Origin of the sequence: Microbacterium testaceum (genome assembly GCF_001476655.1) — a bacterium.
Lineage (GTDB): Bacteria > Actinomycetota > Actinomycetes > Actinomycetales > Microbacteriaceae > Microbacterium > Microbacterium testaceum_C.
This window is the reverse complement of the sequence record NZ_LDRT01000023.1, coordinates 1-20848: the sequence shown is the minus strand read 5'-3', so window position 1 is coordinate 20848 and position 20848 is coordinate 1. Positions and strand designations below refer to the sequence as shown.

Below are 20848 nucleotides of genomic sequence, written 5' to 3'. Positions count from 1 at the left end.
AATGGCGGTGGGACTCGCGTCGGACGGCGCAACCGACACTGCCTCGCGACTACCCCAGGGCGGCCCGAGGTCCGCGGCGCGCAACGCGACACCGAGGCGCACCGGCGGGTGATCTCCCCCTCTTACAGGGTGATTTCCAGAGAAACATTCGAACATAGTTTCTAAACTAGAGTCATGACCGATCTCCTCCCTCCGTCCTCGCTCGCCGGGCCCAGCCCGGGTGACGGCAACCGACTCCGCGCCCTCATCGCGGACATCCGGGCGACTACGCGAGAGGTCGGTCGGCTGCAGGCGGTGTTGATCCGACGGCGGGCCGAGGCCATGCAGATCGCGTTGGCCGAGAGTGCTCGATCTGGTTCCCGCGCGTCGCGCGAGCGCGAGATCCCTGTCCGGTCGGTCGCTTTGGAGATCGCTGTGGCGACGAACACGCACGATCTCACCGTGCAGAAGGAGCTGGGCGACGCCCACACCCTGACAGAGAAGTTCGGCACCACCGTCGATGCACTCGAGAAGGGGCGTATCACGCTGCGTCACGTCCAGGCGATCCTCGAGACCGGCATCGTGATCGACGACGACGACACTCGGGGTGGATGGGAGAAGGTCGTTCTCACCCGGGCGGAACGCGATTCGCCCGGACGCGTGCGTGCTTTCGCTCGAGAACTCGCCGAGAGCGTGCAGCCCGAGGGCATGACGGCGCGTCACGCTCGCGCGGCCCAGACCCGTGGCGTGAGCGTACGGGATCTGGCCGACGGCATGGCCGAGCTGAGCGTGATCCTGCCAGCCACGGTGGCGTACGGCATCCGGGATCGGCTGCGACGACAAGCCGCCGTGATCCGTCAAGAGAGCGCGGGGTCCGCGCCGGGGCCCGCGGTGGGCTCCGCGCCGCCCCTCTCCCCGGATTCTCCCTCACGCCCCTCCGGGCCCGACGAGCGAACGTCTCACGACGAACGCACGCTCGCGCAGATCGGCGCCGACCTCTGCGCGGACCTTCTCCTCACAGCGTCCCCCGCGATCGACCCCACGACAGACGAGACATGTCCCGGCGGTCTCGGCGCGATTCGCGCGCAGGTGCAGATCACGGTTCCCGTGCTCACCCTCCTCGGGCACACCGATGCCGGTGCGGCCGTCGCGGGACGAAGCCCCATCGACCCGGACACCGCTCGACACCTCGCCCGTCATGCACCGGGCTGGGATCGCGTGCTGTGCGATCCGGTCACGGGGACGGTGCTCGAAGTCGACCGGTACAGTCCCACGGCCGCTCAACGCCGCTATCTCGCGGCGAGGGATCAGCACTGTCGTGCGCCCGGGTGTCGCGCTCCCCTGACGCGGTGTCAGCTCGACCACAATCACGAGGCGCAACACGGTGGTGCCACGAGGCTGACGAACCTCGCCCACCTCTGCGTGCGGCATCACACGCTGAAGACAGAGACGGCGTGGACCGTGTCTCAGGATCCCGACGGGACCCTTCGTTTCGAGAGCCCCCTCGGGCAGCGCAGGGCCGAGACTCCCCCACCGCGGATCATGTTTCTTCCGGATGCAGACGGCTCCGATGACGGCGGCGCGGCAGGGCCGCCCGATCCGTTCGACACGGCGCCGTTCTGAACCGGCACCCAGAGATCCCGGCGCAAAGATCCCGGGACAGAGACACCGGGACAGGGATCCCGGGACAGAGACACCGGGACAGAGATCCCGGGACAGAGACATCGGCAGCGCGTCCTCGCGCGGACGCCCCAGCATCACTCCAGGCATCCGTACCAGCGATAATGCCGACATGATCAGCACTCCCCCGACCGAGGTCATCTTCATCGGCGGTCGGTCCGGCGTCGGCAAGTCGACCGTAGCCTCGGAAGCCTCGAGGATCTTGGCCGCGCACGGGATCTGGCATGCCGTCATCGAGGGCGACAACCTGGACCAGGCCTATCCCGAGCCGTGGCGCGACGGCATCGCCCTCGCCGAACACAACCTCGCCGCCATGTGGAGCGCCTACCGAGTTCTCGGATATCACCGGCTGCTGTTCACCAACACTGTGAGCATCACGCAGGTCGCGGTACTCTCGGCGGCACTAGGCGGGGAGGTCCGCGCGCGCAGCGTCCTGTTGACGTCGACGGATGCCACCGCTGCGGACCGGCTATCCCGGCGCGAGTGGGGCACGTCCCTCGACGAGCACATCGCGCGCAGCGGACGCGCCGCGGCGCAGCTCGACGCGCACACGGTGGACGTGCGGATCGCCACAGATGGGCGAACCCCTGACAAGATCGCGCGAGACATGCTGGGGGCCGCAGGCTGGCTTGCGGCGATCGACGACAGGAAGTGACGAGAGCGCCCCGCGAGAGGCGGTGACTCACCTCTCCGGCCGGCATCCCGCCAGAGGCGAAGTCGTTCTCGGAAATGCAACGACCTCCGAGATGCGACGACGGAGACGAGCGTCCGAGCCGGACCGCTAACGAGCGATGCACGCCCGCAGAACGGCGAGCATCACCCTCACTGCTTCGAGGAGAACCACGGTCGACGGCTCGGCGTACCCGAACACGATGCCCGACGGGAGCGACGGGGAGTCCCCGCCCACCGCGTACCGAGAGAGCGATTCGACCAGGACACCGCGCGCCGCCAGTTCCCCGACGATCGCCTGTTCGACGGCGACGCCCTGCCCGGGCAACAACACCACCGCATGCAAGCCCCCGTCGGTCGCGGCCAACTCGACCCCGGGTACATCGGCGAACGCCTCGAGCAGCAGCCCTCGGCGGTGCCGGTAGTCGCGGCGACGCCGCGCCGTGTGCCGCGCGAGATCACCCTCCGCGAGGTACAGAGCCAGAGCGCGCTGCTGCACCAAGGAGACGGGCAGGTCGATGTCTTCGCGCGTCGCTCGAATCCGCTCCCCCACCGGCCCCGAGGCGACGACCCACCCGCACCGTAGCGCCGGCGTGAGGATCTTCGACAGACTGCCGATGAGAACCACCCGCGACGGATCGAGCAGCGACAACGGCGGGAGAGGAGCCCGCCCGTGCGGGAACTCGCTGTCGTAGTCGTCCTCGATGACGAGCACGTCCTCGCGCACCGCCCACGTCAGCAGTCTCGCGCGCTGCTCGGCATCCAATCGACTTCCCACCGGGTAGTGATGATTCGGCGTGACGATCAGCGCATCGAGACCGCGCCGCCGCTCGAGCGCGTCGAGATCGAGACCGGATCCCACCCGCACGGGCACGGGGACGGGCTCGATCCCGAGCCGCCGCAGAATCATGCGGACACGCGGGTATCCCGGATCCTCGATACCGACGCGCAGGGGCTTCCGAGCGCTCCCCGACATCAGCGACACAAGGGTCAGGAGCATCGCGTCGCTGGTTCCCGCGCTGACCACGACGTCCTCTGCCGAGACATCGAGGCCGCGGGTGCGGCCCAGGTGCCGCGCGATCTCGACGCGCAACGCCGGGTGGCCGGCCGCGTCATCGACATCGGATTCCGGGTCGACGGCGGCCGCCCTTCGCCACGCGGAACGCCAGGCCGTATCGGCGACGCCCGCCGTGCGCGGACGACCGGGACGCAGATCCACCTCCGCCTCCGGAGCTCGCGCCGTGGCCCCCGCGGAGGGGACTCGCGCCGCAGCCGGCGAGACGACGACGTCGGCGACGACTGTCCCTCCGCCGGGAGTGGTGAGGAGGTACCCCTCTCCGGCGAGGATCTCGTACGCGGCCACGACCGTCCCGCGAGCGACTCCGAGGTCCGCCGCGAGAGCGCGCGTCGACGGCACGACGTCTCCCGCGCCCACGCGTCTCGCGAGCACGGCGGCCCTGAGCCCGTGCGCGAGCTGCTCGTGGAGCGGGACGCTGGAGTTCCGATCCAGGATGCCGAGAGAGATCACCCGGGAAGTCTGTCACTGGTCCAGGCGAAACGGCCCTCATTGGACTACGCGATGGACCACTTCCTTGGCTGAAATCAGAGCATGACCGACCTCCCCCTCACCGCTCAGACCCGCGTCCGCCGCGAAGCCCACCACCAGGTCACGGACCGAGCGGCCCTGTACGACGTCATCGACGGCGCCCTCTTCGCCACCATCGCGATCGTGCGCGACGACCGCCCCGTCGCCCTCCCGATCGGCATCGGCCGCGACGGAGACGACCTGCTGCTCCACGGCTCGACGGGCAGCGACTTCTTCCGCCGGATCGCCGCGGGTGCCCCCGTCTGCGTGACCGTCACGCACCTCCTGGGCCTGAAGTACGCGCGCTCCCTCTTCGACAGCTCGATGCGATACCGGTGCGCGGTGGTGCACGGGGTGGCATCCGTGGTCCCTCCCGAAGAGAAGGAAGCGGCGCTCCTGACGCTCTCGGAGCACCTCATGCCGGGGCGAAGCCTCGAAGTGCGGCCGATGACGGGGCGGGAACTGGCCGCGACGATGGTGCTGCGCATCCCCCTCGCCATGGCCAGCGTCAAAGACAACGCCGGATCGATGGTCGAGGAGGACGACGACGGTGAGGACCGCACGGTGTGGGCCGGCACACTGCCCCTGCGGATGAGCGTGGGCGAGCCCGTCACCTCGCCTCAGACGTCCACGGGCACACCTGTGCCGGCCTCCGTGCAGCGAGCGGCCGAGCGCGTGTCAGCCGCGGGCACGGCCTGAGCCGCGATCTCGCCGGGCGGTCACGCGGAATCGAGACCCGACACGCCGTCGCTCCCCCGCTCCGCTCGGCGCGCGGCGTCGAACTCCGCCCGACGGCGCAGTCCCCGACGCCCGTGCTCGACGGCATACCCCGACGGCCCAGCTCCTGACGGGCACACCCGACGGCACGCCCCAACGCCCGCGCTCGACGACACACCCCGACTCCCCACCGCCGGCACAGCCCGACGGCACGCGACTCAGCCGGCGGGGACCAGCGGTGGCACCACGTAGCGCCGCGGCGTGCCGAAGCGGTGGGCGGTGATCGACACGGCCTGCTCCCGCAGGAAGGGGAGCATCTCGACCTGCCCGGCACGCGTGACCTCGCCGGCGTACACGGCCACCGACGGCGAGCCGCCGATGGCATCCGCGACCGCGGCGACCGACCCGCCCAGCAGACGCACGCGCCCGCCCGAACGCGCGAGACGTGCGGCACGACGGTCCCAGCCCGCGGAGTCCTCGACGGTAGCCGTGGCACTCACCCCTTCGAGCCACGCGCGCACCGCGGGCGAGAGCTCGCGCGCGGAACTCACGGTGACGGCGGAACCGGCGCGAACACCCGCGGCGACAACCCGCACGAGAGCCGTCTCGGACGCCTCCTCCACCCGAACAGTCACCGGGACCGCCGCGTACCGCAGCACGTTCTGCTCGGATTCCAACCCGGTCACATCGCGGGCCAGCGAGAACTCCGCGGCCCACGCGGCCGCATCGTTCGCGAGAGCGGATGCCAGCCACCCGCGGTCAGCGGAGGTCACGGCGGCGAGCGCCGGAGCGGCGAGCGCGTCCGGACGGGCGGCAGCTGTGCCCTCAGCAGCTGCGCTCTCGACAGCTGTGCCCTCGGCGTCCGTCCACGATCCGAAGCCGAACAGGTAGTGCGGACCGCCCGCCTTCGTACCGGCACCCACGGCCGACTTCTTCCACCCGCCGAACGGCTGACGCTGCACGATGGCGCCGGTGGTGCCGCGGTTGACGTAGACGTTTCCCGCCTCGATGCGCGCGAGCCAGGTGTCGATCTCCGACGAGTCGAGCGCGTGCAGCCCCGAGGTGAGGCCGTACTCGATCGCGTTGACGATCTCGATCGCCTCATCCAGCGTCTCGGCGGTCATGATGCCGAGCACGGGCCCGAAGTACTCGGTGCGGTGGAAGGCGCTGCCGGGCTGGACGCCCTCGCGGATGCCGGGACGCCAGAGCGACACGTCGTCGTCGAGCTTGCGCGGCTCGACGACCCACCGCTGGCCGGGCTCGAGGGTCGTGAGCGCGCTCAGCAGCTTGCCGTGGGCCGGCTCGATGAGCGGCCCCACGCGCGAGGCCTCGTCCCACGGCATCCCGACCTCGAGGGAGGTGACCGCGTCGACGAGCTGGTCGCGGAACCGCCGCGAGCGCGCAACCGAGCCGACGAGCACGACGAGGGATGCCGCGGAGCACTTCTGTCCGGCATGCCCGAACGCCGACATCGCGACGTCCTTGGCCGCGAGGTCGAGGTCGGCGCTGGGTGTGACGATCACGGCGTTCTTGCCGCTGGTCTCGGCGAGCAGCGGAAGGTCGGGACGGAAGGAGCGGAACAGCTCAGCCGTCTCGTACGCACCGGTGAGCACGACCCGCTCGACGGCGGGGTGCGTGAGCAGCTGACGGCCGAGGTCGTTCTCGGACACCTGCACGAGCTTCAGCACCTCGCGCGGAACGCCCGCCTCCCACAGAGCCTCCACCATGACGGCGCCCGAGCGCTCGGCGAGGCCCGCGGGCTTGATGACCACGGCCGAGCCCGCCGCGAGGGCGGCGAGGGTGGAGCCGGCGGGGATCGCGACGGGGAAGTTCCACGGCGGAGTGACCACGGTCACACGCGCCGGCGTGAACCTCGCCCCGTCGACCGACGACAGGGTCCGCGCCTGCTCGGCGTAGTAGTGCGCGAAGTCGATCGCCTCCGACACCTCGGGGTCGCTCTGCTCGATGACCTTCCCGCACTCGGCGCCCATGACCTCGAGCAGGTCGGCGCGGCGCTTCTCGAGCGCGTCTCCGGCGCGGTGCAGGATCTCGGCGCGACCGGCGGCCCCGAGCGCGCTCCACGCGGCGGCGGCGTCCGCGGCATCCTGGATCAGCGCGTTCAGCGCGGCTTCGTCGGTGACGGTGTGGGCGGCGATGGTGTCGCGGCCGAGGGACGACTCCGGCATGCGGGCGATGATCGCGCGCGACCAGTCGCGGTTCGCAGCGATCGCCGGGTCGGAGTCGGGGGTGTTGCGGAAGCCGTGCGTCGGCGCGGGCGCCGCGGGGGCGGTGCGATCCTGCACGCGGTGCGACGCCGGCACCCCCTCGGGCATGTCGGCGAGGGATGCCAGGAAGCGGTCGCGCTCGCGGGCGAACAGGGCCGCGTGGGTGTCGAGGTCGAACACGGCCGACATGAAGTTCTCGCTCGACGCGCCCTCTTCGAGACGGCGGATGAGGTACGCGATCGCGACGTCGAACTCCTGCGGGTGCACGACGGGCGTGTAGAGCAGGATCGAACCGACCGTGCGCCGCACGACGGCCTGCTGCGCGGTGGCCATGCCGAGCAGCATCTCGACGTCGATTCCGCCGGTGACGCCCCGCCGCTCGGCGAGGAGCCAGGCGAGGGCGACGTCGAAGAGGTTGTGTCCGGCGACGCCGATCCGCACGTTCTTCGTGTGCTCGGGGCGCAGGGCGTAGTCGAGCACGGCCTTGTACGAGGCGTCGGTCGCCTGCTTCGACGGCCAGGTGGCCAGCGGCCAGTCGTGCACGTCGGCATCCACGCGCTCCATCGGCAGGTTCGCGCCCTTGACGACGCGCACCTTGATGGGGGCGCCCCCGGATGCCACCCGCGCGGCCGTCCACTCCTGCAGGCGGATCATCGCGGCGAGCGCATCGGGGAGGTACGCCTGCAGGACGATCCCCGCCTCGACGCCGTGGAACTCCGGCTCCGACAGCAGCGTCTCGAACACGGCGAGGGTGAGGTCGAGGTCCTTGAACTCCTCCATGTCGAGGTTCAGGAACGTCCCCGTCTCCTTCGCGACCCGGTACAGGGGACGGAGCGCGGCGACGGCGTCGTCGACGGCGGCGTCGAAGGCCCACGGGGTGTGCGGGGCGACGGTCGACGAGACCTTGATCGAGACGTAGTCGACATCGTCGCGGGCGAGCAGCTTGCGGGTGCCGGCCAGGCGCCGCGCGGCTTCCTTCTTGCCGAGGATCGCCTCGCCGAGCAGGTTGACGTTGAGGCGGATGCCGTCTCCCCGGCCGCGAATCGAGGCGATGGCCCCGCCGAGCTTGCCGTCGGTGGCGTCGACGATGAGGTGGCGCACCATCGAGCGCAGGGCCGTGCGGGCGGCGGGGACCACGACCTGCGGCAGGATCGGGGCGGCGAACGCGCCGAGGCGGATCGCGGCCTTGAGGTGCAGCGGCAGGAACCCCGGGATGAGCGGGGTCAGCGCGGAGAGGTTGCGCGCGGCGACGCGCACGTCTTCGGGACGCACGACGCCGTCGACGAAGCCGACCGTGAAGTCGAGGCCGTGCGGGTCGCGCAGCACGCCGGCCAGTCGCTCGGCGGCGGCGTCGACCGGCTCGTCGCGGCTCTCGGCGAGCCAGCGGCGCACGAGGGCGATCGCCTCGTCGGCGAGCTCGTGGGGCGACACGAGCCCGTGAGCAGGTCGCGGAGCGGGGGTGGTGCCGGACGTGGTGTCGGGGACATCGGTGAGCGACATGGCGATCCTTCCTCGGATGCTCTCAGCATGGGGCGCGCGTCCGTTCGAGAAAAGCGATGATTCCTGACGCATACTGTTCGACAGAGTCGAAGGGATGCCGTGTTCGATCTGCGCCGTCTGCGCCTGCTGCACGAGCTGAGCGTGCGCGGCACGCTCGCGGCCGTCGCCGACGCCCTCTCCTACAGCCCGTCGACCATCTCGCAGCAGCTCGCCCTGCTCGAGAAGGAGGCCGGGGTGGCCCTGCTCGAGCCCGACGGGCGCCGCGTGCGCCTGACCGCGCAGGGCGCCGCCCTCGCCGCGCACGCGGCCCGCATGCTCGCCGCCGACGAGGCCGCGCGCGCCGAGCTCGAGCGCATGCGCCCGTCCCTCGCCCCCGTGCGGCTGGCCGTGATGCAGTCCGCGGCGCACGGTCTGCTCCCCCGCGCGCTCGACGCCCTCGCCGCGAGCGAACCGCAGTTGCGCGTCGAGGTCGCCGAGCTCGCCCCCGAGGAGGGGCTGTTCGAGGTCGCCGCCCGCGGCTTCGACCTCGCCGTCGCCGAGCAGTATCCCGGCCACACGCGCGAGCACCGCGAGGGCCTCGAGCGGGGACTCCTGGGACGGGATGCCATCCGCCTCGCCGTCTCCCACGACGATCCGGCTCAGCGGCTGGAAGACCTCCGGGAGCGGCCCTGGGTGATGGAACCGGTGGGCACCGCGGCGCGGCAATGGGCGACGCAGCAGTGCCGCGCCGCCGGATTCGAGCCCGACGTGAGGTTCGAGATGGCCGATCTGACCGCGCACGTGCGGCTCGTGGCATCCGGTCACGCGGTCGGCATGATCCCCGACCTGGTCTTCGCGGGCGAGACGCCGCCCGTGCGGCTCGTGGACCTGCCGGGCGAGCCGCGCCGCGAGGTGTTCACCGCTGTCCGTCGCGGAACGGCCGACCGCCCCGGCGTACGCGCGGTGCGCGGAGCACTGCAGGTGGCGTACGACCGGGGCGGTCGGTGAGGGAGTTTCTTACTTCGTCAGCGCGATCTCGTTGGGAGTCACATCGAGCGTCGCGCTCTTGACGACCTCACCCGTGGTCAGATCGACCGCGTGGACCGCGTTCTTCGCGGGCTCGGTGACGTAGGCGATGTCGCCCGAGACCTTGATGGCGGGGTGGGCGTCCTGCCACTCGGCGGGTCCCTCCCACGCCCCGATGACGGGGTAGGAGGCCGTCAGAGCGCCGGTCGCCGGGTCGAGCACGTGGATCGAACCGTCGGTCGCGAGGATGTAGGCGAGTCCCTCAGGACCGCGCGCGATGTCGCGGAAGGTGTACTCCACGCCCTCCGGCAGGTCGATCACACGCTGCGTCTTGGCGGCGGTGTCGATCAGCGCGACGCGGTGCAGGAGGTAGCCCTCGGCATCCGGGTCGTCCTTGTAGTCGCCGACGATCAGCGCGCTGTCCTCGCTGACGTAGGCGTTGCCCATGCGACCGTACGGCTGGTCCGGGGCGGTGAGCTTGGTGAAGGTGCCCGAGTCGTAGACCAGAGCGCCGTTCTCGCAGCCGAAGACGACGACCTCATCCTTGGCGGTGCCTTCGCCGTGCACGCCGGGGCAGTCGCTGCTCTGGGCGATGGTGGCCCCCGAGGCGTCCTTCGCGATGACGCCGTTGCGCCCGTCGGCGTTGCCCACCGTCGTGAGGAAGGTGCCGTCCTCGAGCACGATCGACACGCCGTGGTGCGCCTCGACACCCGGAACCGTCTCGACCGGCGGAAGGGATTCGGTGGATGCCAGCAGCGCGTCGCTGTCGAAGACGGTGGAGTCGCTCGTGCCGTCGGCGTACAGCACGGTCTTGCCGCCGTGCGTCACCACGTGCCCCGGTTTGGCGGCCGGGAACACCAGGTCGGTGAGCTCGGGCGCGGTCCCGGAGGACCCGGCATCCAGAACCTGGAAGCCCTCGCTCGTCGTCACCATGACGTGGCGTCCGTCGCCCGCGGAGTTCAGGCGCGTGAACTGCTCGGAGGTGAGGTCACCGAGGGTGTCGAGGTCGGCACCGTCGAGCACGACGATGCCGCCGGGGTAGGAGAGGGCGACGCGCGTGCCGGTTTCGGGAGCGAGGGAGGCGGGGGCGGCGGAGCCGGCACCACCCGCGCACGCGGTGAGCCCGACGGTCGCGCCGACCGCGAGCACGAGCAGGCCCGCGCGGAGGGAAGGGTTTCGCATGTGATTTCTTCTTTCTTGGGAGGAGGCCGGCCGCTCAGGGCGACAGGCCGCGGACGATGCGCTCCGTATTGACGCGCATCATGGTCAGGTAGTCGGGGGCGTCGCCCGCGGCGTCCGTCAGCGACTCGGTGAACAGCTCGGTCACCTCGACGTCGCGATCGGCCTCGTCGGCGAGCGCGCGCACGAGACGATCCGGAGACGACGACTCCGCGAAGATCGTCGGCACCCCCGCCTCGTCGATCGCTGCGACGAGGTCGGCGAGGTCGCTCGCACTGGGAGCGGCGAGCGTGGTGCCGCCGGGGATCACCGCCCCGATCAGGCGGAATCCGAAACGGTCGGCGAGATACCCGAACACGTGGTGATTGGTGACGAGCGCGCGGCGCTCGGCCGGGATCGCCGCGAACGCGGCGGTCATCTCGGTGTCCAGGACCTCGAGCTCCGCGCGGTACGAGGCGGCGTGCTCGGCCACCGCGGAGCCGCCGACCTCCTCGAGCACCGGGGTGAGCGCGTCGACGACGGCGATCATCTGCGCCGGGTCGGTCCAGAAATGCGGATCGTCGGCGCCGCCCGCATCGCTCGAGGTGTAGGGCAGCACGGTCACGGCATCCCCCGCGACGAAGGTCCGCACCCCCTCGGCTGCCGCCGCATCGAGGTGCTTCTGCAGCCCCTCCTCGAGTCCGAGGCCGTTGGCGACGAGCACGTCCGCCGAGCGCAGGCGCGCGGCCTCCGCGGCGGAGATCTCGAACGAGTGCGGATCGGCCCCGGGACGCATGAGCGTCAGCACCTCGACGTCGTCGCCGACGAGGTGCGACACGACGTCACCGAGGATGTTCGTCGTCACGACGACGAGAGGGCGGTCGGATGCCGTCGAGCCGACGCACCCGGCGAGCATGAGCAGGACGCCGGTCACGGCCAGCGCGAGGAGCTTTCTCATCTCAGCGTCCCGTCTCGGCGAAGAACAGGGGCGTACGCTCGGGCGCGAACTCTCGCGCGATGCGCGCGCCGTCGGCGAAGTCGATCTCCCACATCCGCCCCTCGACGGGACCGTTGAGGTACGCCCGCTGCTGGTCGGCGATCAGGCTGACCGGCTGCCCCGCGGCAAGACTCGCTCCCACGAGCGGGACGGATGCCGCGCGCTGCGCGCCCGTCTCGCCGTCGAGCACGAGCACGCGGCCGTCGGCGGTGAGGGCGAGCACGTTCGCGTCCTTGTCGTCGACCGCGGTGACCTGCACGACCGGCTCGGGAGTCGGAAGCAGGGTCCACGAGCGCGCGCGGGTGTCCAGCAGCCACGCCCCCGCGCCCTCGGCGACGGCGGCGACGGTCGGGCGACCCTCGCGATTGGCGAAGGCGGTGGCCCGGGGCGCGGTCGCCCCCTCGGGGTACGGGATGCGTTCGACGACGGGCTCCTCGCCCTCGACGAGGACGAGGAGGGCACCGTCTCGGCATCCGATCACCGCACCGACGCGGGTCGTGATCGTTCCGGCGGGCTCCGCGCAGGAGACGGCGTCGCCGACCGTGGAACCGTCGGCGGTGTGCAGCGTCAGTTCGTCGGCCGCCGCGATCGCCGCGAAGGAGCCGGCCGGCACCACGAGCCCCGGCCCGGGGGCGACCCGCAACCGGAAGCTCTCGACGATCTCGCCCTTCGACAGCGCCTCGGTGTCGAGCAGGACGGCCTCGCCGGAGTCGGGGAAGAACACCCCCGTGCCGCCCGTGGTCGACGAGGTCGAGGTGGCAACCGTCGCGACCCCGCCGCCGGGGACGTCGCCGAGGAGCTTCGGCTCCGCTCGGTAGTAGTGGAAGTGATCGACGTGATCCCAGGTCCAGACGCCGCTGTCGACGACCGAGACCCCGGACGCGTCGGCCGCGAAGAGGTAGCGCCCGTCGGAATGCACCGCGGCGGGGGCGCGGACCGAACCGAGGTCGGCGGTCTCCTCGTCGAGCAGATCGAGGTGCGAGACATCGCCCGCGCTGTCGATCGAGGTCAGACCGACCGCGGGCTCGGCGAGCTCGGCAGCCCCGGCGATCTCGCCGTGCGTGTCGGCGGAAGGCTCCAGCGCTGCGGGCGCCGGCGCCGCGCACCCGGAGAGCGCGACGAGCAGGACGGCGGCGGGCAGAAGGACGAGACGCGGGGAGACGAAACGGGGGGAAGGAGGAGGGATCATGAGGGCTTTCTACGTCAGACGGGAACGGGAACGACCGGGGCGGCGCGGTGACGGAGCGCGGTCAGGACGGCACGCAGCGCTGCCGACGCTCCGGCCGCGGCGATCGCGGTGGCGGCGATGGTCGCCCCCGCGGCGGTGGCCGCGTGCCACGAGATCACGAGCCCTGCGAAGACCGCGCCCACACCGATGACCGCGGCGAGCGCCATGGTCGTCGGGATGCGATGCGTCCAGGGGCGCGCGGCGACGGCCGGGGCGACGAGCAGCCCCACGACCAGGAGCGAACCCACCGCTTGATAGGAGGCCACCACCGCGAGGGTGACGAGCCCTACGAGAGCGGTCTGCGCGACGCGGGGGCGCAACCCGAGCACGAGGGCGACGCGCTCGTCGATCGCGAGCGCGACGAGGTTCCGGTGCGCGAGAACCGCTGTGAGGAGCCCGAGTCCGACCGCGACCGCGAGCACGACGAGATCACCGGCCCCGATGGCGAGGATGTCGCCGAAGAGGATGGCCGTGGCATCCGTAGCGAAGCTTCCGGCGTGCGAGATCACGATGATCCCGAGCGCGAGCATGCCCACGAACAGCAGGCCGATGCTCGTGTCGTACGACAGCCGCCCGCGGCGCTGCAGCGCTCCGATGCCGAGGCTCATGACCACGGCGCTCGCGGCGGCACCGAGGAGCACGGGCAGTCCGAGCACGGTCGCCAGGGCCACGCCGGGGAGCATGCCGTGCGCGAGGGCTTCGCCGAGGAACGCCATTCCCCGCACGATCACCCAGGTGCCGGCGATTCCGCACAGCACGGCGACGAGCGATCCTCCCCAGAATGCACGCTGCACGAACTCGAACGAGAACGGATCGGTGAAGAGGGACACGAGGGACGACCGTAGCTTCGATGAGAACGATTCTCAAACTCATATGATGGATGCCATGCCCCCCGCATCCGCCTCCCTTCGCGGCATCCGCGTCGACTTCTCCGGTACGCGCGCCGTCGATGACCTCGACCTCGACATCGCCCCGGGAGTCCTCACCGCGATCGTCGGTTCGAACGGCGCGGGCAAGTCGACACTCCTCGAGGTCCTCGCCGGCGTCCGACGACCGACAGCGGGACGTGTGGACGTGCACGGACGAACCCGCGCCTTCGTCCCCCAGCGCGCCGCGGTATCCGACCGACTACCCCTGACGGTGCGCGAGATGGTCGCCGTGGGCACCTGGGGGTGGCGGCGCACCCTTTCCCGCACCTCCCCGACGCGCCATGCGGCCATCGAGAGCGCGATGACCCGCCTGGACATCGCGCCGCTCGCGCGACGCCCCTTCGCCTCACTCTCCGGGGGTCAGCGGCAGCGGACACTCCTCGCACAGGGACTCGCGCGCGGAGCCGATCTCCTCCTCCTCGACGAGCCGACCACCGGACTGGACGCCCACAGCGGTGCCCTCATCCGCGCAGCGATCGCGGAAGAGACGCGACGCGGGACGACAGTGGTCTGCGTCAGCCATGACGAGGCACTCATCGCGTGCTCGAGACGTGTCGTGCGCCTCGAGGGGGGTCGCGTCAGATCGTTGCGCGACCCCGCGCGGTGACGCGGCGGAGCACGTCGGCGAAGACCCGAAACGACTCCGAGGATTCTGCGTGGATGGCGGCGTGGACCTCGATCTCGAAGCGCCGGAGCGCCAACCAGGGCTCGGCGTCCAGGTCGACCTCGAGGTAGATGTGGTTCACCCGACGGTCGTCCGCGTCGAGCTCGCGTCGCAGGACACCGCGCCCGACCAGGCGATCGACGAGTGTCGTCACGCCCGCTGACGTCACATCCAGGTGCTCTCGAAGCAGAGAGGGACGGATGCCGGGGTGGGCGCCGATGCTCTGGATCGCACGCGCCTCGAGCTCGCTGACGCCGAGCGACTTTCGTGCCGCGATCAGGGCATCTCGACCCGCGTCGACATAGTCCTCCAGAGCCTCGATCAGGGCGGATGACGCGTTGGACACGGCCCCCTCCCCCCTGCGACCCCGGCTGGTCACTCTCCGAGCATATCCAGCTGAGTGAATGTTTCATGTATTTATTTAATTTTGCGAAATACCTGGTAAGTTAAAGGCTAGCCCCGCCCAACGACCCATTCGAAGGAGATCGCCATGGCCAAGCTGTACTACGGTTCCGACACCGCACCCGTCACCCTGCCCGACCGCCTGCTGGGATATATCAAGGTCATCACCGCCACCAAACTTCGACGCGGTGAATCCTTCACCCTGACCTGGTCCGGCGCAGAGGGCGACACCGGCCGGTCCACCATCTGGCTCCAGCCGTCCATCCCCCTGCGTTTCGTGTTCGACTCCGCCGAGCCCGAGCAGCTGAACGGCGATTACCTGCGCGCCCTCGCCGACCAGTCGAACTCCGCGACCGGCCTCAACGTCGACGTGCGCACGTGGGAGACCGCCGAGGAGGCCGTCCGCACCCCGGCGCGGACCACCGCGTCAGCCGCGTCGCGTCCTTCCACTCGGCCTGTTCGCGCGGCCTGACAGCACGTCTCTCGCAGACCCGTTCCACCCGTCATAATGGCGGTGGGAACGGGTCTTTCTCGTTCACTGAGGAGAAACGAGGCGCGTGTGCCGGTCCGCAAATTGCTCGACAGACAGACTCTCGCCCAGTGGCTCGACGAGTTCCTCGCGCGCGGTTATCTGACCGGAAGCGAGATCCGCGTCCTCGACCAGGAGGACGATCAGGACCCCGACACGGGGCTGATCGTCGTCGACCTCAGCCGCGCCAACACCATCAGCTACCTGCAGCCGATCACGGGCGGCGAGGGCACGTGGAAGGTCACCATGGAGCCCCGCGAAGCGGTCATCGAACTCGGCGCGGCCGACCTCGTCAACCTCGGCCACGAGGTGACCGTGCTCGGCTCGCTCCTCTGCTTCCTCGAATCGAAGTCCCGCATCCTCCTCGCCCAGGCGCGCTGACACGGTTCTCCCGATCACGACACCCGTCGCGGGCATCCGGTCGTCGCCGCGGCTCGGGTTACGGCCGGGCGCGACACCTGCGCGCGGCGGGCGCTCGCGTGATCGTCAACGGACGCACGACCCCTCGCGTCGACGCCGCCGTGGCACGCGCGAACAGCACTGGCTACGTGGACGGGATCCTGCCGTCGATCCCGCGGCCGAATGAGAAATGTCCCGCGACATGGGACTCATGTCGCGGGACATCCGCTGGTGGCGAGTGAGGGATTCGAACCCCCGAATGCAATGCAGTCTGATTTACAGTCAGATCCCTTTGGCCGCTTGGGTAACTCGCCAGGTGCGCACCCGCCCGGCTTTGGCAGTCGATCGGAGGCGCGATAGACCACTCTACTATCCCCGGAGGGATGCCTCCAACCACCGCGGGCGTCTACCGGGCGACGTCGGCGACCTCACGCACGCGGTCGACGAACTCCTCGGTCCTCCGCTTGGTGCCGTCGATCTTTCGATCGACGCTCGCGCGGATCTCGCTGGGGGCGAGGGGGGCCGCCAGACGAACGGTCTCGTGGCACGACAGGTCGACGCACATGTACGTGCCGACGGTGTCGCCCTGCTCGCCCGCCGCCCCGGCCTTGCGGGCCGTGAACAGCGACACCTGGTCGCCGGGCTGCATCGTGTGACAGAGGTTGCACATCGCCGATCGCGCACGCGACTGCCCCTCGGCCGCGCGCAGCACCACACCCGTGGGCGCTCCGTCGCGCTCGGCGATGACGTACCCGCGACCGCGCGTGCGCGGGTCGCGCCACGCGAAGAAGTCGAGGTGGTCCCAATCCGTCAGCACGAAGTCGTGGGGCATCGCGATGACACGCAGTTCGTCGGGGGTGGCGTTGACGAACGCATCCCTGACCTCGTTCTCGGTGAGTGCTCGCATGGCATCCGAGTCTACGAGCGCATCGGTAGGCTGCGGCGATGACGCCGAAGAGCGGGTGGCCGGTCGAGCCCGACGCCGTCTGAGCATTCGCACCTCCACGCCGCGAACAGGTCACACCTATCCTCGTGGGATGGTTATTCGCGCGCGAGAGGTCGGCGCACTCCGCCGACGGTGGGATCGTGAGGAGTACCGCGACGATCGCCGCGACGTCATCGAGATGCTCTTGGATCCGTCTGCTCCCACAGAGCTCCGCGGCGCGGACCTCGCCGGCATCACGCTGAACAGCACCAAGGCCCTGGATTTCTGGAGCGCCTGGCTGCACAGCGCGCGTCTCGAGCATGTCGACTTCCGGTTCGCCTACCTGGCGAGCACGCTGACCGAGGCGTCGATCACGGACTGCGATTTCACGCGCGCTGTTCTCGAACGCGCCACGATGCATCACGCAAGCGTGACGGACTCGTTGTTCGTCCAGACGACGCTGCGTCATGTTTCCATGGACAACGCGCGGTTCGATCGCTGCACCTTCACGAAGGCGCGGTTCGACGGCAGCCTTCTCGGGACGACGACGAGCGGCGGCCGCGGAGTCGTCTTCCGTGCCTGCGACTTCTCCGGAGCCACATTCACGGGACAGGAATGGCGGCAGGCGCGATTCATCGACTGCGAATTCCGCGATGCGGTCGTCACGAAGTCCGACTTCGGCGCAGCGAGATTCTCCGGCTGCCGATTCCCGTCGGGTTTCTGGGACCCGGACGTGATTGCGCGAGCGACCTTCGACGGGGACTCCCCGCTCCTGGCCTAGCCGCCCGGACAGTCGCACTTACTGCCGCTGTAGCAGGCGCAGTATCCCGGCTCGGGAGTCGACGGCGGTTCCGACTCCTTTCGGGGGACGGAGTGGTAACCGGTACTGGTGCTCAGCACGACGACGAGTTCGGGCGCGCGGGCGCGGATAGCGGCGAGGTCGGGGGACTCGTTCGTGATCGTCTCGCCGTCGCCCTCGGTATACGTGAAGAACGTCTTGGTGTCGAAGCCGGCCGCGGAGCGGAAGGCCACCCCGACGGTGCGTCCGTCGGCGCAGACCGCCGTCCCGCCGGGAAGGTCGTCGACGGCGTAGACCTCGCCGTTGGCGTTGTGGCCGGGTACCCCGTACATCTGCCAGTACTCGGCCGTCATGTCGAACGCCGCCTCGTCAGGCGTGCACCCGAGATCGGCGAGGTGCGCGCGATAGTCGGCGATGAGCTGAGCGGGATCGGCGGTGGCCGTCGACACGACGCGCGAGGTCACGTGTCCGCAGGCCCAGTAGTACGAGTCGTACGGACCCCACGGCGCGCTGTACGTCCCCCGCTTGCACGTGTCCTGCACGCTGGTCGTTATCGGCTCCCCCAGGGCCACCACCGCAAGGAGATCCTGCTCCTCCACGGCAGCCGAGGTGCGGGCGGCGACCACCTCGGGATCGTGAGCTCCCGACGGTGGGGGCTCCCCCGCACCGAACGCGCACGCGGACAACGGCAGGAGTCCCGCGACCGCGATGGCGACCAGCATCGCAGCGCGGAGAGAGGAAGAGCGTCGTCGCATGGCCCGAGGGTAGGGCTCACCCCATGCGTCACCCGGTATGTGGTTGGCGGTGATCGTCGCCGAATTCAAGTCCCGGAGGCCTGATTTTCCGCGGTTGTAGACTCGCTGTATGGCAAGCGACAGCTCATTCGACATCGTCTCTAAAATCGATCGACAGGAAGCCGACAACGCCCTGAACCAGGCTCACAAAGAGGTTGAGCAGCGGTACGACTTCAAGGGCACCGACGCGTCGATCGCCTGGAGTGGCGAGTCGATCGTCATCAAGGCGAACTCCGAAGAGCGCGCCAACGCGGTCCTCGACGTCTTCCAGACGAAGCTCATCAAGCGCGGCATCTCGCTGAAGAGCCTCGACAGCGGCGAGCCGGTCCAGAGCGGCAAGGAATACCGCATCACCTCGACGCTCAAAGAAGGCATCTCGCAGGAGATCGCGAAGAAGATCGGCAAGATCATCCGCGACGAGGGACCCAAGGGCGTCAAGTCGCAGATCCAGGGCGACGAGCTGCGCGTCCAGTCGAAGTCGCGCGACGACCTGCAAGAGGTCCAGCGACTGCTGAAGGCTGCCGACCTCGACGTGGACCTGCAGTTCACGAACTACCGGTAAGAGTCTCTGCTGACCTGGGATTTATTTTTCCCAGTCCGCGGAGAGTCCGCAAGAGCGGCGACGGAGGCCACCAGGTCTGCCGTCGCCGCTTGCGTTCTGTCCTCCGCGGACGGCCACAGATCCGCGTACATGGCACGGCTACCCGCACCCGTCGTTCTACCGGTGGCTGAACAACTTCGTCTTCCAGCCACCCGAGCGGTGCGACGTCATCGAAGCCGCGATTTTTCCCACCCCGGACTATGCGGTCATATGGCAGCTCATCCGCAAGGATCTCGGCCTCCCCACTGACACCTGGGTCGCCGATGGCATTCGCGCCGCCGACAGCATCGTCCGCCGTGCGTCATTCACCCGACATGGCGTCATGAAGCCGAAAGACCGCAAGGTCTCCCCCGTCGCAGACTGGGTCAAAGCCGAAGTCGTGGGCCGCATCGCCGCCGCCGGCGTCACCCTCCCCGTGGACTACGAGCTGTTCGGCCGGTCTTTCGATGGCAATCGCTGAGTCTCAAGGAGCGCATCGAGTCGATCGGGTGGGATGAGGTGATCCGCCGACCCGTGCTCGGCGCGTGCCGGGAGTGGCGCGGCTGCAAGCACGAGAGCGGCTACGACCTTCTCCACGTTCGCCCTCGGATGGTCAAGGTCCACCGCGTGATGCTCGAAGCTCGGATCGGCGAGGACCTCGGAGAGCGGTTCGCCCTGCACCGCTGCGATAATCCGCCGTACATCCATCCCGACCACCTACACCCAGGCGATGCGCAACGAAATCTCCGCGACGCGATGGAACCTGGCCGGTGGGACCCCCGCGAATTTGGCGCCCGAGCCACTCGCCGCCGCAAGGTGACTCCCGAGATTCAGGAATCAGTGCTCGCCGATCTCGCTGCCGGCGGGAACAAGAACGCGACCGCACATACTCTTGGCCTTTCCTGGCCGACCGTCAATCTGATCGTCAAGCGTGCCGACACGGAGAGATCATGACCCGCGACTCGTCCGGCCTCACCGGCCCTCGCTGAGGCGGCAACACCTCGCGCAGCTCCCGTGACCTCGGACGTCGCCCCAAGCGCACCCCTGAGCCCGACCCGCTCCGCGACGTCGAGTACACCGGTGACCTCGCCGCGGATGCAGCGACCGAGATCAGCGCGCTCGAGCAGAGCTACCGCGACCGCGCCATGAACGAAGCCGACCACTTCAAGCGTGCCACCGACTCCGAGTACTGGGTCGCCGTGTGCTTCAAATCCCGTGAGGAGAAAGAGCGCTTCCTTGAGAGCGCCGGACTCACCGACCTCAGCGACAAGTACCTCGACGGCCGGGCAGTCGCGAACCGGCTCGACGTGTCTCTTGAGCCATGACCGGACCGCTCACCCCGCCGCAGTACTACCGAGGGGTGGAGCTCAGAATAGTTCCGGTCAGTGCGACAAGATACGCACCGGAAGACCAGAGCAGCCCATGGCCGATCATCCTGAACCAGGATGACCGCCGAGTGGGGCCATCCTTCGATCTCAAATCGAGCCCGCGGATGCTATCGGCCACGGCGAACGCGATAGCCGCAAGAAAGGCCAGAATCGCGACGAAGAGGTTGAGGAGAGCACGCGTCCACTCGTCGTTCGCGGCGGATGCTCCGACAAATGCCACAGCGAGCACAGGACCGAGCACCACCAACAAAATCGCCACGAACCATTGCGATGGCTTCGGCCACTCACGATGTTGACTCATGCACCGCAGACTACAGCGGCCTTTCCGACGCACCGTGCTCGTCGATTAGCTCCGAGACCCGGCAGGAGGTGAACCAGGCGTAACGCCATCTCAAGCGTCGTCGCCCGAGCCGGCGCCGGCATCGTCCGCGCCTTCCGGCTCCGCCGAGCGCCGCCACCTCCGCCCGCACCTCCGGCAGCTGACACCCAAGGGAGCGCCTCGCCATGCGCCAGTCCATCCGCCAGTACATCCGAGGCGGCATCAACTCCGACGAGGGCTTCGCGAACCTCATGTGCGGAACCGGCTTCTCGGACGCCGTCGACGGGCCGCCTCACCCCGCTGAGCCCGCACCAGCGGCAGCGCAAAAATTTCGCACACCAGCGAGCCCCCGGGTATCGACACACCGTCTCCCCGGG

Annotated in this window: 22 protein-coding genes and 1 tRNA gene; 12 read left to right on the top strand and 11 right to left on the bottom strand. The window is 69.7% G+C overall.

Translation table 11 applies throughout. The features are described 5' to 3' along the window. Positions 1-174 precede the first annotated feature (174 nt). Both NS220_RS04485 and NS220_RS04480 read left to right on the top strand, forming a co-directional pair. The gene (locus NS220_RS04485; RefSeq protein ID WP_058622896.1) at positions 175-1602 is read left to right on the top strand and encodes an HNH endonuclease; all 1428 of its coding nucleotides are present in this window, start codon (positions 175-177) and stop codon (positions 1600-1602) included. 169 nt (positions 1603-1771) lie between these two features. Further along, positions 1772-2314: an adenylyl-sulfate kinase gene (locus tag NS220_RS04480; protein WP_058622895.1), complete on the top strand. Its 543-nt coding sequence runs from the start codon at positions 1772-1774 to the stop codon at positions 2312-2314. Positions 2315-2440: 126 nt separating this feature from the next. Here the strand turns inward: NS220_RS04480 and pdxR are convergent, their stop codons facing one another. Further along, on the bottom strand, positions 2441-3856 hold the full coding sequence (pdxR, locus tag NS220_RS04475) for a MocR-like pyridoxine biosynthesis transcription factor PdxR (protein ID WP_058622894.1): 1416 nt from the start codon (positions 3854-3856) through the stop codon (positions 2441-2443). 81 nt (positions 3857-3937) lie between these two features. Between pdxR and NS220_RS04470 the strand changes: the two genes are divergently transcribed. Further along, the gene (locus NS220_RS04470) at positions 3938-4612 is read left to right on the top strand and encodes a pyridoxamine 5'-phosphate oxidase family protein (protein WP_081322981.1); all 675 of its coding nucleotides are present in this window, start codon (positions 3938-3940) and stop codon (positions 4610-4612) included. A 236-nt stretch (positions 4613-4848) separates the two neighbouring features. Here NS220_RS04470 and NS220_RS04465 read toward each other — a convergent pair whose 3' ends face one another. Beyond that, positions 4849-8355, bottom strand: coding sequence for a bifunctional proline dehydrogenase/L-glutamate gamma-semialdehyde dehydrogenase (locus tag NS220_RS04465; protein WP_242864531.1), 3507 nt, complete (start codon positions 8353-8355; stop codon positions 4849-4851). 99 nt (positions 8356-8454) lie between these two features. On the opposite strand from NS220_RS04465, the gene NS220_RS04460 reads away from it, so the two are divergent. Beyond that, positions 8455-9342, top strand: a complete 888-nt coding sequence (locus tag NS220_RS04460; RefSeq protein ID WP_058622893.1) for a LysR family transcriptional regulator — start codon at positions 8455-8457, stop codon at positions 9340-9342. A 9-nt stretch (positions 9343-9351) separates the two neighbouring features. Here NS220_RS04460 and aztD read toward each other — a convergent pair whose 3' ends face one another. The 4 genes from aztD to aztB are packed head-to-tail and all read right to left on the bottom strand — an operon-like array spanning position 9352 to position 13573. After that, the gene (aztD, locus tag NS220_RS04455; RefSeq protein ID WP_058622892.1) at positions 9352-10542 is read right to left on the bottom strand and encodes a zinc metallochaperone AztD; all 1191 of its coding nucleotides are present in this window, start codon (positions 10540-10542) and stop codon (positions 9352-9354) included. A gap of 34 nt (positions 10543-10576) precedes the next feature. Continuing rightward, positions 10577-11476 (bottom strand): zinc ABC transporter substrate-binding protein AztC, encoded by a 900-nt coding sequence (aztC, locus tag NS220_RS04450; RefSeq protein WP_058622891.1) that lies wholly within the window; start codon positions 11474-11476, stop codon positions 10577-10579. A gap of 1 nt (position 11477) precedes the next feature. Continuing rightward, positions 11478-12704, bottom strand: a complete 1227-nt coding sequence (locus NS220_RS04445) for a hypothetical protein (RefSeq protein WP_058622890.1) — start codon at positions 12702-12704, stop codon at positions 11478-11480. Between the two features lie 14 nt (positions 12705-12718). Then, entirely contained in the window at positions 12719-13573 is an 855-nt protein-coding gene (gene aztB, locus NS220_RS04440) for a zinc ABC transporter permease AztB (protein WP_058622889.1), read from the bottom strand. A gap of 55 nt (positions 13574-13628) precedes the next feature. Here aztB and aztA point away from each other — a divergent pair, with 55 nt between their 5' ends. Next, positions 13629-14279, top strand: coding sequence for a zinc ABC transporter ATP-binding protein AztA (gene aztA / locus NS220_RS04435; RefSeq protein WP_058622933.1), 651 nt, complete (start codon positions 13629-13631; stop codon positions 14277-14279). On the opposite strand, the gene NS220_RS04430 is transcribed toward aztA, so the two are convergent. Beyond that, positions 14251-14682: a MarR family winged helix-turn-helix transcriptional regulator gene (locus NS220_RS04430; protein ID WP_058622888.1), complete on the bottom strand. Its 432-nt coding sequence runs from the start codon at positions 14680-14682 to the stop codon at positions 14251-14253. The genes aztA and NS220_RS04430 overlap by 29 nt on opposite strands. A gap of 144 nt (positions 14683-14826) precedes the next feature. Here NS220_RS04430 and NS220_RS04425 point away from each other — a divergent pair, with 144 nt between their 5' ends. Together NS220_RS04425 and NS220_RS04420 are read left to right on the top strand one after the other, a co-directional pair. Continuing rightward, on the top strand, positions 14827-15210 hold the full coding sequence (locus NS220_RS04425; protein WP_058622887.1) for a DUF7882 family protein: 384 nt from the start codon (positions 14827-14829) through the stop codon (positions 15208-15210). An 87-nt stretch (positions 15211-15297) separates the two neighbouring features. Beyond that, positions 15298-15648, top strand: coding sequence for a hypothetical protein (locus NS220_RS04420; protein WP_058622886.1), 351 nt, complete (start codon positions 15298-15300; stop codon positions 15646-15648). Between the two features lie 247 nt (positions 15649-15895). On the opposite strand, the gene NS220_RS04415 is transcribed toward NS220_RS04420, so the two are convergent. Next, positions 15896-15980: transfer RNA gene (locus NS220_RS04415), tRNA-Tyr, on the bottom strand. A gap of 92 nt (positions 15981-16072) precedes the next feature. Next, positions 16073-16573, bottom strand: coding sequence for an FBP domain-containing protein (locus NS220_RS04410; protein WP_058622885.1), 501 nt, complete (start codon positions 16571-16573; stop codon positions 16073-16075). Positions 16574-16703: 130 nt separating this feature from the next. Here NS220_RS04410 and NS220_RS04405 point away from each other — a divergent pair, with 130 nt between their 5' ends. After that, complete coding sequence (locus NS220_RS04405; RefSeq protein ID WP_058622884.1) at positions 16704-17372, top strand: pentapeptide repeat-containing protein; 669 nt, start codon at positions 16704-16706, stop codon at positions 17370-17372. Here the strand turns inward: NS220_RS04405 and NS220_RS04400 are convergent. Next, positions 17369-18145: a hypothetical protein gene (locus NS220_RS04400; protein WP_153004148.1), complete on the bottom strand. Its 777-nt coding sequence runs from the start codon at positions 18143-18145 to the stop codon at positions 17369-17371. The two genes, NS220_RS04405 and NS220_RS04400, sit on opposite strands and share 4 nt — an antisense overlap. A 109-nt stretch (positions 18146-18254) precedes the next feature. On the opposite strand from NS220_RS04400, the gene NS220_RS04395 reads away from it, so the two are divergent. From NS220_RS04395 to NS220_RS04390, 4 genes are all read left to right on the top strand, one after another. Continuing rightward, on the top strand, positions 18255-18746 hold the full coding sequence (locus NS220_RS04395) for a YajQ family cyclic di-GMP-binding protein (protein WP_058622882.1): 492 nt from the start codon (positions 18255-18257) through the stop codon (positions 18744-18746). A 361-nt stretch (positions 18747-19107) separates the two neighbouring features. Next, entirely contained in the window at positions 19108-19245 is a 138-nt protein-coding gene (locus NS220_RS20005; protein WP_193755272.1) for a hypothetical protein, read from the top strand. A gap of 38 nt (positions 19246-19283) precedes the next feature. After that, complete coding sequence (locus NS220_RS19600; RefSeq protein ID WP_206542988.1) at positions 19284-19718, top strand: hypothetical protein; 435 nt, start codon at positions 19284-19286, stop codon at positions 19716-19718. Between the two features lie 191 nt (positions 19719-19909). Beyond that, positions 19910-20089 carry a hypothetical protein gene (locus NS220_RS04390; RefSeq protein WP_058622881.1) on the top strand — a complete coding sequence of 60 codons (180 nt, stop codon included), beginning with the start codon at positions 19910-19912 and terminating at the stop codon, positions 20087-20089. A 25-nt stretch (positions 20090-20114) separates the two neighbouring features. On the opposite strand, the gene NS220_RS04385 is transcribed toward NS220_RS04390, so the two are convergent. Next, positions 20115-20453 carry a hypothetical protein gene (locus tag NS220_RS04385; RefSeq protein ID WP_153004146.1) on the bottom strand — a complete coding sequence of 113 codons (339 nt, stop codon included), beginning with the start codon at positions 20451-20453 and terminating at the stop codon, positions 20115-20117. Between the last annotated feature and the right edge of the window lie 395 nt (positions 20454-20848).

Bases quoted from the DNA above. Each gene is read 5' to 3' on its own strand.
- aztA (WP_058622933.1), top strand. From the start codon at position 13,629: ATGCCCCCCGCATCCGCCTCCCTTCGCGGCATCCGCGTCGACTTCTCC.
- NS220_RS04445 (WP_058622890.1), bottom strand. From the start codon at position 12,704: ATGATCCCTCCTCCTTCCCCCCGTTTCGTCTCCCCGCGTCTCGTCCTT.
- NS220_RS04470 (WP_081322981.1), top strand. From the start codon at position 3,938: ATGACCGACCTCCCCCTCACCGCTCAGACCCGCGTCCGCCGCGAAGCC.
- NS220_RS04395 (WP_058622882.1), top strand. From the start codon at position 18,255: ATGGCAAGCGACAGCTCATTCGACATCGTCTCTAAAATCGATCGACAG.
- aztD (WP_058622892.1), bottom strand. From the start codon at position 10,542: ATGCGAAACCCTTCCCTCCGCGCGGGCCTGCTCGTGCTCGCGGTCGGC.
- NS220_RS04410 (WP_058622885.1), bottom strand. From the start codon at position 16,573: ATGCGAGCACTCACCGAGAACGAGGTCAGGGATGCGTTCGTCAACGCC.
- NS220_RS04405 (WP_058622884.1), top strand. From the start codon at position 16,704: ATGGTTATTCGCGCGCGAGAGGTCGGCGCACTCCGCCGACGGTGGGAT.
- aztC (WP_058622891.1), bottom strand. From the start codon at position 11,476: ATGAGAAAGCTCCTCGCGCTGGCCGTGACCGGCGTCCTGCTCATGCTC.
- NS220_RS20005 (WP_193755272.1), top strand. From the start codon at position 19,108: ATGAAGCCGAAAGACCGCAAGGTCTCCCCCGTCGCAGACTGGGTCAAA.
- NS220_RS04480 (WP_058622895.1), top strand. From the start codon at position 1,772: ATGATCAGCACTCCCCCGACCGAGGTCATCTTCATCGGCGGTCGGTCC.
- NS220_RS04385 (WP_153004146.1), bottom strand. From the start codon at position 20,453: ATGAGTCAACATCGTGAGTGGCCGAAGCCATCGCAATGGTTCGTGGCG.
- NS220_RS04400 (WP_153004148.1), bottom strand. From the start codon at position 18,145: ATGCGACGACGCTCTTCCTCTCTCCGCGCTGCGATGCTGGTCGCCATC.
- NS220_RS04425 (WP_058622887.1), top strand. From the start codon at position 14,827: ATGGCCAAGCTGTACTACGGTTCCGACACCGCACCCGTCACCCTGCCC.
- NS220_RS04390 (WP_058622881.1), top strand. From the start codon at position 19,910: ATGAACGAAGCCGACCACTTCAAGCGTGCCACCGACTCCGAGTACTGG.
- NS220_RS04465 (WP_242864531.1), bottom strand. From the start codon at position 8,355: ATGTCGCTCACCGATGTCCCCGACACCACGTCCGGCACCACCCCCGCT.
- NS220_RS04485 (WP_058622896.1), top strand. From the start codon at position 175: ATGACCGATCTCCTCCCTCCGTCCTCGCTCGCCGGGCCCAGCCCGGGT.